Raw genomic sequence first — 16,037 nt, forward strand, 5'->3', positions numbered from 1 at the left:
ATATTTGTGATCAGCATCTAATACACCAATCAATTGTTGTGAGTTTATTCCTAAACTAATGCTTTTCATCACATATTTAATCTGTGGCAAGGCATAAGCTACTCAAGCTTCATGTTAGTAAGAATTTTATTATTCAGTCATTCATCTAGCGTGCCACAACCGAGTAGGGGGTTCTTTGACTATAGCAATCGTGATTGCCACCCATGGCCGAGCAGCTGAACAGCTACTCAAAACGACTGAGATGTTATTAGGCGAACAAACGAATGTAGGGGCAGTCGATTTTATCGCAGGGGAGAATACCGACACCTTAATTGAAAAATATCAGCACGTGCTTTCAGGCTTATCCACGTCAGAAGGGGTATTGTTTCTTACCGATACATGGGGAGGGAGCCCATTTAATGCGGCAACGCGTTTAGCGAACGATCAGGCAACTTTCAATGTGATTGCGGGGGTCAACATCCCCATGTTGATCGAAACCTTTATGGCAAGAGATGACGGCCCTACTTTTGATGAGCTAATCGCCATCGCGCTAGAGGCGGGAAGGGAAGGGGTTAGAGTCTTTAAAGATGCTCCTTCGCCCTTAGGCGCACAACCGCATATCGAGGTTAAGGCTCCCGCTTCAACGAGTTCTACCTCTCCCAATAGCTTTATGCAAATAGGTTTAGCACGGATCGATGATCGCCTCATTCACGGTCAAGTAGCCACTCGTTGGACAAAAGAGACCCGTGTAACGCGCATCATTGTAGTCAGTGATCAGGTTGCCGCGGATCAAGTCAGAGCTACGTTACTTAAACAGGTCGCTCCTCCCGGGGTTTCGGCACATGTCGTCGATATCGCGAAAATGATCCGCGTCTATAACAATCCTAAGTATGCCGGGGAGCGCGTGATGCTGTTGTTTACCTCGCCAATAGATGTGTTACGTGTGGTTGAAGGGGGGGTAAAAATTAATTCGGTCAATATTGGTGGTATGGCTTTTCGTCAGGGGAAAACGATGGTCACTAATGCCGTATCGGTGGATCAACAGGATATTGACGCATTTAAACAGCTTGCCTCGCAAGGTATTGAACTTGAAGTCCGTAAAGTCTCTTCTGACACTCGCCTACAGATGATTGAACTTATTCATAAATTGTCAGCATAAATGCCGTTTCAGGATGGCGCTACTCTTAGTCGTAACCAGGAGACATACGATGGAGATTACAACGCTTCAAATTGTGCTCGTATTTGTTATCGCTTGTATTGCCGGTATGGAATCCATTCTTGATGAATTCCAGTTTCATCGCCCGCTAATCGCCTGTACGTTAATTGGTCTAGTACTGGGAGATATAAAATCAGGGATTATTATTGGGGGAACCCTAGAGATGATCGCTTTGGGGTGGATGAATATCGGTGCGGCGGTTGCGCCAGATGCGGCGCTTGCCTCGATTATTTCTACAATCCTAGTTATTGCCGGCCAGCAAAGTATTGGTGCGGGAATTGCGTTAGCGATCCCCCTAGCCGCTGCGGGCCAAGTTTTTACCATTATCGTACGGACCATAACCGTGGGTTTTCAGCACGCAGCCGATCGTGCAGCAGATAAAGGTAATTTAACGTCGCTTTCGTGGATCCATGTATCAGCCCTTTTTCTGCAGGCGATGCGTATCGCTATTCCCGCGCTTATTGTTGCGATTTCTGTCGGAACGAGCGAGGTACAAAACCTATTGAGTCAGATCCCTACAGTGGTCACAAATGGTCTCAATATCGCTGGCGGAATGATCGTAGTGGTTGGTTATGCGATGGTAATCAATATGATGCGTGCGGGTTACTTGATGCCTTTCTTCTACCTAGGCTTTGTTACGGCCGCATTTACGAATTTTAACTTGGTCGCCCTAGGCGTTATAGGGGCGGTAATGGCCATCCTTTATATCCAGCTTAGTCCAAAATATAACCGTTCCACTGCAGTTTCCCATCCCGCGCCAACATCGCAGGATTTAGATAACGAACTCGATTAGGGGTAGCCGCTATGGTAGATGTAACGCAGGTAAATGAAAAAAAACTAACGCAGAGTGATATCCGCGGGGTATTTATCCGCTCTAATCTCTTTCAAGGTTCTTGGAATTTTGAACGTATGCAAGCGTTAGGTTTTTGCTTCTCGATGGTTCCGGCGATTAAACGGCTTTATCCAGAGAATAATGAGGCAAGGCGTCAAGCGATCAAACGTCACCTAGAGTTTTTTAACACTCATCCCTATGTCGCAGCCCCTATTTTAGGGGTGACCTTAGCCATGGAAGAGCAGCGAGCAAACGGGGCTGAGATTGACGACGGGGCGATCAATGGTATTAAAGTTGGGTTGATGGGGCCCTTAGCCGGAGTAGGAGATCCTATTTACTGGGGGACTGTGCGGCCTGTATTTGCCGCATTGGGAGCCGGCATCGCGATGAGTGGAAGTTTACTCGGGCCGATCTTGTTCTTTGTACTCTTCAATGCTGTGCGCTTGCTTACCCGTTATTACGGAATTGCCTACGGCTATAAAAAAGGCATTGATATTGTGAAGGATATGGGAGGCGGCTTTCTACAGAAATTGACCGAGGGTGCCTCAATTCTTGGCCTGTTTGTCCTCGGTGCGCTGGTCAATAAGTGGACGCATGTCAATATCCCCTTGGTCGTGTCTAGAGTCCCTGATAGTACTGGGGGAGAAACAGTCACGACCGTACAGAATATCCTTGACCAACTAATGCCTGGACTCGTCCCTTTACTCTTAACTTTCGGCTGCATGTGGTTACTACGTAATAAAGTCAATGCGCTATGGATTATTATGGGGTTCTTTGTGATTGGGATTCTCGGCTATTGGTCTGGACTCTTAGGCGTATAGGGGAACATCCCGGCTTAGGTGCCGGGATATGAATTGGCGGAGAGGAACAATGGCGATACATACGGTTATCTTAATCTTACTCGTTACACTAGGGTTAGCATGTGCGGTGTACAGTGAATGGCTTATTAAGCTGCGCTTTTCCTCTACACAGTTCACGATTGTACTGCGCCGTGCGCCACGTAAAGACATCGCAATATTTATCGTTTTACTCTTAATCGTTTTCGCCCAACAACTGATGCGTGCAGAGAGCCCGTTGACGGGAAGTTTATTATTAGGACTTGTGTTGCTATCGGTATGGTTTGGGTGGATACGTCAGCCAGTTGCGCTAATTAAAGCAGAGGGTATCGTTATCAAAGGACGTTTCATTCGCTGGCCACAGATTAGTCACTATCAGTTAACGAAAGAGGGCGTATTAGTATTGCAATTGCCGCGAGAGCAAGTCATTGTCAACGCAACAAAATTAGAAGATTTGGAGCGTCTTTACCGGCATATTATTGCACAACCGGCCTAGAGGATAATGATATCTATTAGTAATAAATCGGTTTACTCACCCGAAAGGGGATAGAAAATTACCGTCTATTTCTAGCTATTCAGGTCTACAATAACAGAGTGTGTAATTAATTATTTACGATCTTTGGTTTTTATGTCTGATATTAACTCCGTGTTGTAAAATTATTATTACACTTGCATTCTTATTGGATTGAAATCTTTACCTGTTGTGATATGGTGGTGTCATTGGTCGTAATGGCCCCCCTTATTGACGTCAGGTAATGTTATGCAAAAAGATGCCTTGAACAATGTTCATATCACCGATGAAACGGTAATGATTACTCCTGCAGAACTGAAAGAGCTGTTTCCACTGACTGCAACCCAGCAGCAGCAAGTCCAAGATTCCCGACAAACCATTGCCAACATTATTGCCGGCAAAGACCCTCGTTTATTAGTGGTATGTGGCCCCTGCTCCATTCATGATCCGCAGGCGGCGCTGGAATATGCCGCACATTATAAAAAGTTGGCCGAGGAGGTCAGCGATTCTTTATACCTAGTTATGCGTGTTTATTTTGAGAAGCCACGCACTACTGTGGGTTGGAAAGGGCTGATTAACGACCCCCATATGGATGGATCCTTCGATATTGAGCAAGGATTAAAGCTAGCACGCCAACTACTCGTTGAGCTTGTCGCAATGGGCCTTCCGTTGGCAACTGAAGCGCTCGATCCTAATTCTCCACAATTTCTAGGTGATTTATTTAGCTGGTCTGCCATTGGCGCAAGAACGACTGAGTCACAAACTCACCGCGAAATGGCATCTGGGTTATCAATGCCTGTCGGATTTAAAAACGGAACTGACGGAAGTTTAGGTACCGCAATCAATGCTATGCGAGCAGCGGCGATGCCACACCGTTTTGTAGGGATTAACCAACAAGGACAAGTTTGTTTACTCCAGACTCAAGGTAATGGCGATGGTCACGTTATTTTACGAGGCGGTAAGTCGCCTAACTATCATCCCGAAGATATCGCTCAATGCGAAACAGAAATGAAGAAGGCAGGGCTGAAGCCATCTCTAATGGTCGACTGTAGCCATGGTAATTCAAATAAGGATTACCGACGTCAGCCAGCGGTTGCCCAAAGTGTACTGGAGCAACTGGAGGCGGGTAACCGTTCGATCACAGGCATTATGCTAGAGAGCCATCTATTTGAAGGTAGCCAATCGTCTGAACTTCCACGTGCTGAAATGCAGTACGGGGTATCCGTGACGGACGCGTGTATTGATTGGCAAACAACGGAGCAACTATTAAAAAAACTTGCCTCTGCAATGAGTGCTATCATCACCTCAAGCACAGTAGAAGGGTAAATAAAGTAATGGTTGCAGAGCTGAATGCACTACGTGACAAAATAGATGAAACGGATAAGGCACTATTGGCGCTTCTTGCACAACGTATGCAGTTGGTGGCAGAAGTCGGAGAGGTTAAGAGCCAACATGGTCTTCCTATCTATGTACCCGAACGTGAGGCTTCAATGTTGGCCTCACGTCGAGCCGAAGCCGAAGCTGCAGGTGTGCCTGCGGACTTGATTGAAGATGTATTACGTAGGGTCATGCGTGAATCTTATACGAGCGAGAATGATAAGGGGTTTAAGACTCTTAACCCAACCATACGGCCAATAGTCATAGTCGGCGGTAAAGGAAAGATGGGGCAGTTATTCGAGCGTATGCTTCAGCTCTCGGGTTATCAGGTACGAATACTCGATAAAGAGGAATGGGAACAAGCCGCCTCACTCGTCGCCGATGCAGGTATGGTAATTATCAGCGTTCCGATTCATCTGACTGAACAGGTTATTCAGCAGCTCCCCCCTCTACCAGAAGATTGTATTCTGGTTGATCTATGCTCAGTAAAAAAAGCGCCGTTACAAGCTATGATGGCGGCCCACACTGGACCCGTGTTGGGATTACACCCAATGTTTGGTCCAGATAGCGGGAGTTTGGCTAAGCAAGTCGTAGTGTGGTGCGATGGGCGCTACCCTGAAGCTTACCAGTGGTTCCTGCAACAAATCGAAGTGTGGGGAGCGCGTCTGCATTCGGCAACCGCGGATGCGCACGACCAAAACATGGCATTTATTCAAGCGCTTAGGCATTTTGCAACGTTTGCTTATGGCCTACATCTCTGTGAAGAGAATGTGGATCTTAAACAGCTACTTGCGCTTTCTTCTCCGATCTATCGGCTTGAACTCGCCATGGTTGGCCGTCTATTTGCGCAAGATGCCCAGCTGTATGCTGACATTATCATGTCTTCACCTGACAATATCGCCTTAATTAAGCGTTACTACGCACGTTTTGGGCAAGCGTTGTCACACCTAGAGAAGGGCGATAAAGCTTCCTTTATTGAGAGCTTTTCCACGGTACAAGCGTGGTTTGGTGATTATGCCGAGACCTTTATGACGGAAAGTCGCTCTTTGTTAAAAGCAGCAAACGATAATCGTAAATAAAGGCTTATGTCTTTAGCAAAAAGCACCACTGTTAGACGTGGTGCTTTTTTTTATTATGGGGATACTGCGGCAATGGTTTCACTCGGGTAGGAACCTAGTACTTTCAAGTAACGAGTGAGTTCGGTTAGCTGTTCGAGAGCCGCTTGCATGGCGGGATCATAGCTGTTGGCTTGCACATCGATATAAAACATCTCTTCCCAAGGATTACCATTGATAGGCCGTGATTCTAACTTAGTCATCACAATATCGTGCTGTCTCAAGATAAGTAAGGCATCGACCAATGCCCCGGCCTGCTGACCTGTTGCCATGAGTAATGTTGTTTTGGCTGGGACCTGTTCAGAAACTTTGATGGGTTTACGTGCCAAGACAATGAAGCGGGTCATATTTTGTGCTTGATTCGCCAGTTGGCGATCAATAGCTTGTAGCTGGTAAAGCTGTCCACCTGCTTCGCTACCCAGCGCAGCAACGGTAGGATCATTTAACTGCGCGACCGTTTCCATCGCCGCTGCAGTGCTTTCGGTATAATTGATTTTCCAGTGCGGATACTGATTGAGATAGTGGCTGCATTGCTGAAAAGGTTGTGGGTGGCTGTAGACTGTTGTGATCGTCGACAGTGAGGTATCTTCTGCCACTAATAAGCAGTGGTTAATCGGCAATGTGAGTTCGCCAACGATATGTAATCCCGTACTTTGTAGCAGGTCATAGACATCATTAATCGACCCAGAGCTAGTATTTTCCAGCGGCAGTACTGCGTAGTCCGCTAATCCCTTTTCAACTTGATCGACAATATCCTGAAACTTGCTACAGCCAACTTCGATCATCTGTTCGAAGTGACGAGAGGCATAGCTACGTGCGGCAAGATGTGAGTACGAGCCTTTTGGACCTAGGAACGAGATGCGTACTGCATGTTGTTGCGATTCGTTAAGCGCTTTTTGTAGTAAAGCTTGTTGAATTAATACCGAGTCTTCAATGACTAGCTGGAAGAGGCGGGTAATATAGTGACTATCGAGAGAGAGCGTTTTGCCTTGTTCAATGAGTTTTTCTAAAAGTTGTTTTTCACGCGTGACATCACGTACAGGACGCTGGGTTTGTAACTTGTAGTTGCCCACCGCTACCGCGAGTTCGCGACGCTTAGCCAGTAAAGTGAGTAAACGACTGTCCAGGTCACTAATATCGTGTCGCAATTCGTCAAGCGAAGCGTAAGAGGTCATAGTCTGTCCTTCTGATTTTTTATTTTTTCAAAAAAAAAGCCTCCCTGAGGGGAGGCCTTTTGTTCGTCTTTTTATTCATTCTAGTCGAAGCGGCTTCCCTAGTGGGGGGAGCTAAAAAGGAATAAAAAGAAGAACGGGTTGAGTTGCATAATAGGATTTCTCAAAAAGATGAGTTGAGAGAGTAACGTTTGCAATAACGCTCGTCAATCGAAAAACCGCGCACCACGTGGGTGCGCGATATCTTTATAATTCAGCAGGAATAATATCTTTAACACTACCATTGGCGCGTCGAGCCTCTGCCTTGTGTTGAACTTTATTGAGTTGGCGTTCCAACTTTGTAATGAGTTCATTGACGGCGGCATACATGTCGTCGTGCTTGGCAGTCGCAACTAGGGTTCCATTTGGAGTGTTGAGTGTTGCATCAGCAACGAACTCTTTAGGTTCTTTCGAGAGTACCACGTGAGGATTTATCAGCTGGGTCTGCCATTTTTCTAGCTTCGCAAACCGCTCTTCGATATGACTACGGATTGCTGGGGTAATATCCATTTGCTTGCTGGTGATGTTGATCATCATTTTACCTCTCTTCGTCATTGTCATGGTACGTGCATTCAGAATACCGACTATACATATCAATAATGTGATCTAAATCACATTATTGATATGTGAAAAATATTCGGCTAAGTCGCTTATTTTCAGCTATAGGCCGGTCTGGTCATAGATAATATCCGCACATATTTATTCACCGGTTAGAGGAGAAGAGGGGGCTATCACTGAAGCGAATAAACAGTAGTCTCGTCGAAGAGTGGAGTTATGGATAACCCGTCACTGTCTACCATTAACGTTAAATAGCACTTATTTCTGTCTCAGCGGGAAGGGAGATGTCCGTTTTACGTGACAGGTTGTCACCTATGCACGAGTCACGTAGCGGCAGGTATCGCTAGGATAGTATTTTACCCTCATCAAGGAAAATACTATGTTGCTTGACCCCTCGGCTAAATATCAGCCTTATCCTGTTATCGCCTTAGCCGACAGGACGTGGCCAAATAAACGATTAATGCAGTCTCCGCGCTGGTTATCGACAGACTTACGTGATGGCAATCAAGCGCTCGCTGAGCCCATGAGCGTGGAGCGTAAAGTAGAATTTTGGGCATTACTGTTAGACTGTGGTTTTAAAGAAATTGAGGTCGCCTTTCCCGCGGCTTCAGAGACCGACTTTCAATTTGTTAGACAACTTATTGATGAAAAAAGGATCCCGGATGATGTGACAATTCAGGTCATCACCCAAGCGCGTCCCGATTTAATTACGCGAACATTCGAGGCATTGCAGGGTGTTCAACGTGCAACGATTCACCTTTATAACGCAACAGCGCCTTTGTTTCGACGCCTTGTGTTCCAGCAAAGTAAAGCAGATATCATTAAGTTGGCGGTTGCGGCGAGTCAGCAAATACGCCAATCGTGCGACGCAACACCTGGCACCTTTTGGACGTATCAATATTCACCTGAAACATTCTGCTTTACCGAGCCAGAGTTTGCGCTAGAGATCTGCCAAGCCGTTACCGAGGTTTGGCAGCCTTCCTCTGAGCGACCAATGATTATCAATTTACCGAGTACCGTTGAGGTTAACACCCCCAATGTGTATGCCGATCAAATTGAGTATTTCTGTCGCCAGTTTGCCTACCGCGAAAGGGTGTGTATCAGCGTTCATCCGCATAATGATCAAGGGTGTGGGGTGGCTAGTGCTGAGTTAGCCTTATTGGCCGGGGCTGAAAGGGTGGAGGGATGCCTTTTCGGTAATGGTGAGCGGACGGGTAATCTATGTTTAGTTACTTTAGCGATGAATCTTTATAGCCAAGGCATTTCACCGCAACTAAATTTTAGCGAGTTACCTGGCATTGTTGAGCAAGTTGAAAAATTTAATCAGATTCCCGTTCATCCGCGACACCCTTATGCAGGAAAACTAGCATTCACGGCTTTTTCAGGTTCTCACCAAGATGCAATCAAAAAAGGCTTCACAGCGCGCGAGCAGGCGATAAGTCCGCTGTGGGAGATACCATATCTTTTGATTGATCCTAATGATATAGGCTGTGATTATGAGGCGGTAATCCGCGTGAATAGTCAATCGGGTAAAAGTGGTACCGCATGGATGTTGGAACAAAACCATGGTTTGAAACTGCCGCGAGCCTTACAGCAGGCGTTTAGTCACCACGTTCAGGTTATCACCGATCAGAGTGGTCGTGAGATGACGTTGGCACAAGTATGGCAACTTTTTCGTCAACTTTACGGCCCGTACGAACAAGCTGTACATCAGTTAGTCGACTATCGTACCGAAAGCGTGGACGACAACCGAATCCTTTTTCATGCTCAGATTACAATGGCGACGAAAACTATTCTGTTAGAAGGGATGGGCAATGGGTTGTTGTCAGCAGCAGTCAATGCACTCACTCCTTATTTGACCGCTGTTCCTATTATTGAAGATTATCATGAGCACACCTTAGGTAGACAAAATGAAAGCCGCTCTGCCGCTTATATTCTCTGTACCATTGGAGGTAAACAGAGCCATTGGGGCGTAAGCATTGATAGCGATATCGCACGGGCCTGCTTACAGGCGTTACTCAACTCATTACCTGCCGCTATATGGATTGGAAATAGTCGCTAGGTGGCGTTCCTAATCGTTGGCGAAACATTAGGCTAAAAGCACTTTGGCTTTCATAGCCTAATTCGAGGGCCACCCTTAATACAGATTGGCCCTGTGCGAGACGTTTTAAGGCCTCCATTAATCTCGCTCGGCGTAGCCATTCGCTAAAAGAAAATCCTATTTCCCGGCGAAAATGTCTTAGTAATGTGCGCTCACTAATATTTAGCAGAGATGCTGCCTCGGACGTCGTCCAGGTTTTCCCCAAGTCATTACGAACTCGCATACAGATATTGCTCAATGCTGGGGAGGTCGGTTCGGGTAAGTTAAAGGGCAATACCGACATCCCTCGTATCTCGTCGAGGATAAGTTCGTAAATTCTCTCCGTTCTTGTATTCGCTACGTAGAGCTCCGGGAGATCTATCGCTGTAATGATGAGCTCTCTTAATAGCGAAGAGATCTGTACCACTTGGCATACGGCGGGTAAATCTGCCCGAGCGAAAGGATCGACGAATAGTGTCCTTGCGGCAACTTTTCCGGTAATCGCTAACTGATGAACAACGCCCGCGGGTAACCATACTCCTCGGCTAGGAGGGATAACCCAACACCCTTGTTGAGTATATACGCTGACTACTCCGCTTAAGCTGTAGAGTAATTGTGCACAGCTATGTTGATGCCAAGGCTCACTCTCGCCGTGAGAATAATCGTGAGCATGCGGAATCAATGGGCGGGTACTAAAATTAAATGGGAGAGTCGTCGACATACGTTCTACTGTTTATAGAGTGAAGTGTGAGGATAATGTGAGGCTATCGCCTTTTCAATCGTTCTGCTGGTTTGTCGCCGAACAGTTGACGATAGATTCTAATGGCGGGAGAAGCATTAAAGAGATAAAAAAACAGCCACTCGATGGTGGCTGTTTATGAAGGAGAGGCGATGAGACTATTTTGTGTTGTTCGATGCGATCAATTTAGCCACTTTATCTGCTTCAGTCGTGAGCTGTAGCTTGCGGTATGCATTTTCCATATAAGGGAGTGCTTCGCGCGTTGATTGAGTATCCGGGTAATCGCTTAACATCTCTTTCGCACGATTAACGACCGCGACATAGGCCCCACGTTTAGTGTAGAATTTCACAACAGACAATTGATACGTCGATAGACGATCCTTCAGCGCAACTAAACGCTTCTGTGCATCAGGAGTATATTGGCTGTTCGGATAGCTTTGTACTAGCTGTGAAAGATCTTTAAACGCTTGACGGGCATTCGATGGATCGCGATCTGAACGATCGATACCAAAGAAGTGTTGCAGAGCCGATTGGTCGAGCGCCATGTCTGTTAACCCTTGCATATACATGACGTAGTCGATGTTAGGGTGAGTCGGGTTCAGACGCATAAAGCGTGAAATAGTCGCTTGAGCCATCGGCATATCGTCATTTTTGTAATAAGCGTAGATAAGATCAAGCTGTACCTGTTGCGAATATGGACCAAAAGGATAGCGGTTATCCAGTGCTTCTAACTGGCTGATGGCGCCTCTAAAGTTCCCATCTTGCAGTTTTTGCTGAGCTGTAGCATAAATCTGCGAAGGAGGATTGTCAGGAACTACATCTTTAGATCCGGAACATCCGACCAGAGCTAAGCTAAGCGTGGCGAGAGCCACAAGATATTTCATACGCATCATGACGAATTGATTATCCTCAAAAGTTTATTGGAAGCATTTATATGCGGCTTCCATTGTTTATCAGCTAAGATAGCACATTATCTTAAACGGCTTTGCCGGAAAAACCCAACGTTAACGAAGAACCTTATATGGCACAACAAGTAGAACTCGCTGCAACCATCTCCCTAGAACAATTGGGACAACGCTTAGATCAGTCTTTGGCTGAATTGTTCCCTGATTATTCACGTTCTCGCATAAAAGAATGGATTTTACAGGGCAGAGTAACCATTGATGGGTCAGTTGCCGATAAACCCAAAGAAAAAGTATTGGGCGGTGAGAAAATAGTAATCAGCGCCGAAATCGAAGAGGAGGCTCGCTGGGAGCCGCAAAACATCCCTCTAAATATCGTTTATGAAGATGACGATATTTTAGTGATCAACAAGCCGCGCGATTTCGTCGTGCACCCAGGCGCGGGCAATCCAGATCAAACCATCCTCAATGCGCTGCTATATCATTATCCGTCCATCGCAGATGTTCCGCGTGCGGGTATTGTACACCGCCTTGATAAGGATACCACAGGATTAATGGTGGTTGCCAAAAGCGTCCCGGCACAAACTCATTTGGTTGATTGCTTACAACGCAGAGAAATTACACGGGAATACGAAGCCGTAGCCATTGGTACCATGACTGCAGGTGGAACCGTTGATGAGGCGATATCTCGCCACTCGACTAAGCGCACGCACATGGCAGTACACCCGATGGGTAAACCCGCTGTGACGCACTATCGTATTATGGAACATTTTCGCGCACACACTCGTCTTCGATTAAGATTAGAAACGGGTAGGACGCACCAAATTCGTGTACATATGGCGCATATTGGGCACTCGCTGGTGGGCGATCCTCTTTACGGCGGTCGTCCTCGTCCTCCAAAAGGTTCAAGCGAAGCTTTCATTAATGCTCTACGTGGCTTCGATCGCCAAGCGCTACATGCCACTATGTTGCGTCTTTACCACCCAATAACAGGCATTCAAATGGAGTGGCATGCTCCCCTTCCGCAAGATATGGTAGAGTTGATTGATGCGTTAAAGGACGACACGGCACTTCACCGCGACCAGATGGATTGGTTATGAGTGAATCATTGATTATTCCTAATTGGGACGTACCTTCTACGGTACGTGCCGTATCGACTACCCGTATGGGGGGCGTAGGTGATACGCCTTGGAATACCTTCAATCTTGGGAGCCATGTCGGGGATAATCTTGATGTTGTAAAGAGAAATCGGGATCGACTGATCGAGGTTGCAAAACTACCAGCCCCTCCTTTCTGGTTGAATCAGGTCCATAGTGATCGCGTTATCAACGCTGTAGCGTCTTCGACTGATCTACCAGATGCCGATGCCAGCTTCTCGCGCGAAGCGGGGAGCGTCTGCGTCGTAATGACGGCTGATTGTCTGCCAGTTTTGTTTTGTAATCGGCAAGGAACTCAGGTTGCTGCCGCACATGCTGGGTGGCGTGGTTTATGTGATGGCGTACTGGAAAATACGCTCGCGACCTTTGATGATGATCCGAGCGATATTATCACATGGATAGGACCTGCAATTGGACCACAAGCCTTCGAAGTGGGCCCAGAGGTAAGAGCCGCTTTTATTAGCCATCAAGAAGTTGCTGCTCAATGTTTTACCGCTCGTGGTGAAAAATATTTAGCTGATTTACCGAGGCTTGCCGAATTACGGTTAAAGCGCGCAGGGGTCGATGCTATTTATCAATCTCAGCGCTGTACCTTTTCAGAGGCTGAATATTTCTTCTCATACCGTCGAGATGGGCAGACTGGCCGGATGGCTAGCCTTGTTTGGCTTGAAAAGTAGAGAAGACAGACGTAATTACCGAGGATGTTTTTTCAGCAATTTATTCTTCCGCTCCTCTTGAATTTCTCCTAATCACCTCCACTTAATAGTCAATAGCATGTTGACCTTTGTGGAGGAATTATGCGTCTAGATCGTCTTACTAATAAATTTCAACAAGCCCTAGCCGATGCACAGTCATTAGCGCTAGGCAGTGATAATCAATTCATCGAACCTATACATCTTTTTTCTGCATTATTAACGCAAGAAGGGGGATCGATTCGCCCCTTACTCGTCTCCTGTGGTGTTGAGGTCTCTCAACTTCAGGCTCAATTATCTCAGGCTCTAGCTCGCCTTGCTAAAGTAGAGGGGAGCGATGGCGATGTCCAGCCTTCGGCCGAGTTAATCCGCGTGTTAAATCTGTGTGACAAGTTGGCACAAAAACGCGGTGATAGTTACATCTCGTCTGAACTCTTTCTCCTTGCGGCGTTTGAGTCGCGCGGAGGCGTCGGCGATCTATTGAAATCAGCCGGTTTGACCAGTGAGAAACTAACTAAAGCTATTGATCAACTTCGAGGGGGAGAGGGTGTGAACGACCAAGGGGCAGAAGACCAACGCCAAGCACTTAAAAAATACACCATTGATCTGACGGAACGTGCTGAGTCAGGCAAGCTCGACCCCGTTATTGGTCGTGATGAAGAGATTAGACGTACTATCCAGGTACTTCAACGCCGTACCAAGAATAACCCAGTGTTAATTGGTGAACCGGGGGTAGGTAAAACCGCAATCGTTGAAGGCCTAGCGCAACGTATCATTAATGGTGAAGTGCCTGAGGGCCTTAAAGGTCGCCGTGTCTTAGCTTTAGATATGGGTGCGCTGGTGGCCGGTGCTAAGTTTCGGGGTGAGTTTGAAGAGCGGCTCAAAGCGGTGCTGAATGATCTGTCGAAACAAGACGGTAATGTCATTCTCTTTATCGATGAAATCCATACCATGGTCGGCGCGGGTAAAGCCGATGGTGCGATGGATGCCGGTAATATGCTTAAGCCTGCCTTAGCGCGAGGAGAGTTGCATTGCGTCGGGGCAACAACCTTAGATGAATACCGTCAATATATAGAAAAAGATGCTGCGCTCGAACGTCGCTTCCAAAAAGTCTTGGTCGCCGAGCCGACGGTGGAAGATACCATCGCGATTTTACGTGGGCTGAAAGAACGCTATGAGTTACATCACCACGTGCAAATCACTGACCCAGCGATTGTTGCTGCAGCACAACTTTCTCATCGGTATATTGCGGATCGCCAGTTACCCGATAAAGCCATCGACCTTATCGATGAGGCGGCATCGAGCATTCGGATGCAGATCGACTCCAAACCGGAGCCACTGGATCGCCTAGAACGTAGAATTATCCAACTCAAGTTAGAGCAACAAGCACTTAAGAAAGAGACGGATGACGCCAGTGTTAAGCGGTTAGCGATGTTAGAGGCTGAACTGGAGCAGAAAGAACAAAGCTACGCTGAGTTAGACGAAGAGTGGAAAGCTGAAAAAGCCTCACTTACTGGTACGCAACATATAAAATCTGAGTTAGAGCAAGCTCGTATTAGCATGGAGCAAGCGCGACGCAATGGCGATCTTGGCCAAATGTCTGAGCTACAATACGGTAAAATTCCTGAGTTAGAGAAACAACTCGCTCAAGCCACACAGTCTGACACTCAGCAAATGAAGATGTTGCGTAATAGAGTTACTGACGTTGAGATTGCGGACGTATTGGCGCGATGGACGGGGATCCCTGTCGCTCGCATGATGGAAGGCGAGAGAGAGAAACTGCTGCGGATGGAAGAGACGCTACATGACCGTGTGATCGGACAAGATGAAGCGGTCGATGCAGTGGCGAATGCTATACGCCGTAGTCGAGCGGGGCTTGCTGATCCAAACCGGCCAGTGGGTTCCTTCTTATTCTTAGGACCAACAGGCGTTGGTAAAACCGAGCTTTGTAAGTCACTTGCCGATTTTCTTTTCGATAGCGACGAGGCAATGGTACGTATCGACATGTCCGAATTTATGGAGAAGCATTCAGTCTCAAGACTAGTCGGTGCGCCTCCAGGTTATGTCGGTTATGAAGAAGGCGGCTATCTAACCGAAGCGGTTCGCAGACGGCCTTACTCAGTCATCTTATTAGATGAAGTTGAGAAAGCTCACCCTGACGTCTTCAATATACTGTTACAGGTTCTTGATGATGGTCGACTCACTGATGGTCAAGGGCGTACCGTCGATTTTCGTAATACGGTAATCATTATGACGTCAAACTTGGGATCTGACTTAATTCAGGACAAGTTTGGCGAGCTGGACTATGGTCAAATGAAAGGCGTGGTAATGGATGTTGTCGGGCATCACTTCCGTCCAGAGTTCATCAACCGTATAGATGAAGTCGTTGTGTTCCATCCACTGAGTCATGAGCATATTGCGCAAATTGCTGATATTCAGTTGCAACGTCTTTACAAGCGGTTAGAAGAACGCGGTTACTCGGTTGAAATTTCTGATGAAGCGTTGAAACTGTTAGGTGAAGTTGGTTTCGATCCTGTCTATGGTGCGCGTCCACTGAAGCGTGCCATACAGCAAGAGATTGAGAATCCGTTAGCCCAACAGATCCTTTCAGGGAAACTTTTACCGGGTGCGACCATCAAATTAGGTGTTGTAGACGGCGTAATTACCGCCCAGCAATAGCCGATGTTGTCTAATAAAGGCCTAGAAATGCGAATTTCTAGGCCTTTTTGTTCTGTTTTTAGTCGAAATGATTCATTAATCACCACTCAGTAAAAAAGTTTAAATAATCCCTTGCGCTCTCAGCGGAACTCCCTATAATGCGCATCCACTGAC

The 16,037-nt window shown here is 46.8% G+C and carries 14 protein-coding genes and 1 other annotated feature; of the genes, 10 read left to right on the forward strand and 4 right to left on the reverse strand.

Annotation, left to right across the window (positions count from 1 at the left end):
- Positions 1–175 precede the first annotated feature (175 nt).
- From manX to tyrA, 6 genes are all read left to right on the forward strand, one after another.
- Complete coding sequence (manX, locus tag HGT70_RS15560; RefSeq protein WP_214196487.1) at positions 176–1,138, forward strand: PTS mannose transporter subunit IIAB; 963 nt, start codon at positions 176–178, stop codon at positions 1,136–1,138.
- Between the two features lie 49 nt (positions 1,139–1,187).
- Positions 1,188–1,988 (forward strand): PTS mannose/fructose/sorbose transporter subunit IIC, encoded by an 801-nt coding sequence (locus HGT70_RS15565; RefSeq protein ID WP_214196488.1) that lies wholly within the window; start codon positions 1,188–1,190, stop codon positions 1,986–1,988.
- Between the two features lie 11 nt (positions 1,989–1,999).
- A complete protein-coding gene (locus HGT70_RS15570) occupies positions 2,000–2,848 on the forward strand; it encodes a PTS mannose transporter subunit IID (RefSeq protein ID WP_071431401.1) in 849 nt (282 codons plus the stop codon).
- Between the two features lie 28 nt (positions 2,849–2,876).
- Positions 2,877–3,359, forward strand: a complete 483-nt coding sequence (locus HGT70_RS15575; RefSeq protein WP_214196489.1) for a DUF986 family protein — start codon at positions 2,877–2,879, stop codon at positions 3,357–3,359.
- Positions 3,360–3,623: 264 nt separating this feature from the next.
- Complete coding sequence (locus tag HGT70_RS15580) at positions 3,624–4,700, forward strand: 3-deoxy-7-phosphoheptulonate synthase (protein WP_071431397.1); 1,077 nt, start codon at positions 3,624–3,626, stop codon at positions 4,698–4,700.
- 8 nt (positions 4,701–4,708) lie between these two features.
- A complete protein-coding gene (gene tyrA / locus HGT70_RS15585) occupies positions 4,709–5,830 on the forward strand; it encodes a bifunctional chorismate mutase/prephenate dehydrogenase (protein ID WP_071431395.1) in 1,122 nt (373 codons plus the stop codon).
- A gap of 53 nt (positions 5,831–5,883) precedes the next feature.
- Here tyrA and pheA read toward each other — a convergent pair whose 3' ends face one another.
- A complete protein-coding gene (pheA, locus tag HGT70_RS15590) occupies positions 5,884–7,041 on the reverse strand; it encodes a bifunctional chorismate mutase/prephenate dehydratase (RefSeq protein WP_214196490.1) in 1,158 nt (385 codons plus the stop codon).
- Positions 7,042–7,070: 29 nt separating this feature from the next.
- Positions 7,071–7,191, reverse strand: a sequence feature (Phe leader region).
- Positions 7,192–7,284: 93 nt separating this feature from the next.
- The gene (gene raiA, locus HGT70_RS15595; protein ID WP_071431390.1) at positions 7,285–7,614 is read right to left on the reverse strand and encodes a ribosome-associated translation inhibitor RaiA; all 330 of its coding nucleotides are present in this window, start codon (positions 7,612–7,614) and stop codon (positions 7,285–7,287) included.
- Between the two features lie 400 nt (positions 7,615–8,014).
- Here raiA and leuA point away from each other — a divergent pair, with 400 nt between their 5' ends.
- Complete coding sequence (gene leuA, locus HGT70_RS15600) at positions 8,015–9,697, forward strand: 2-isopropylmalate synthase (RefSeq protein ID WP_214196491.1); 1,683 nt, start codon at positions 8,015–8,017, stop codon at positions 9,695–9,697.
- Here the strand turns inward: leuA and HGT70_RS15605 are convergent.
- Complete coding sequence (locus HGT70_RS15605; RefSeq protein ID WP_214196492.1) at positions 9,672–10,436, reverse strand: AraC family transcriptional regulator; 765 nt, start codon at positions 10,434–10,436, stop codon at positions 9,672–9,674. The genes leuA and HGT70_RS15605 overlap by 26 nt on opposite strands.
- A gap of 176 nt (positions 10,437–10,612) precedes the next feature.
- Positions 10,613–11,347, reverse strand: a complete 735-nt coding sequence (bamD, locus tag HGT70_RS15610; protein ID WP_071431384.1) for an outer membrane protein assembly factor BamD — start codon at positions 11,345–11,347, stop codon at positions 10,613–10,615.
- 128 nt (positions 11,348–11,475) lie between these two features.
- Between bamD and rluD the strand changes: the two genes are divergently transcribed.
- From rluD to clpB, 3 genes are all read left to right on the forward strand, one after another.
- Positions 11,476–12,456: a 23S rRNA pseudouridine(1911/1915/1917) synthase RluD gene (rluD, locus tag HGT70_RS15615; RefSeq protein ID WP_071431382.1), complete on the forward strand. Its 981-nt coding sequence runs from the start codon at positions 11,476–11,478 to the stop codon at positions 12,454–12,456.
- The gene (yfiH, locus tag HGT70_RS15620) at positions 12,453–13,190 is read left to right on the forward strand and encodes a purine nucleoside phosphorylase YfiH (RefSeq protein ID WP_071431380.1); all 738 of its coding nucleotides are present in this window, start codon (positions 12,453–12,455) and stop codon (positions 13,188–13,190) included. Before rluD ends, yfiH begins: the two co-directional genes overlap by 4 nt.
- A 120-nt stretch (positions 13,191–13,310) precedes the next feature.
- Complete coding sequence (clpB, locus tag HGT70_RS15625) at positions 13,311–15,884, forward strand: ATP-dependent chaperone ClpB (RefSeq protein WP_214196493.1); 2,574 nt, start codon at positions 13,311–13,313, stop codon at positions 15,882–15,884.
- Positions 15,885–16,037 lie beyond the last annotated feature (153 nt).

This window comes from Rosenbergiella collisarenosi, from assembly GCF_018494085.1.
Classification (GTDB): Bacteria; Pseudomonadota; Gammaproteobacteria; order Enterobacterales; family Enterobacteriaceae; genus Rosenbergiella; species Rosenbergiella collisarenosi.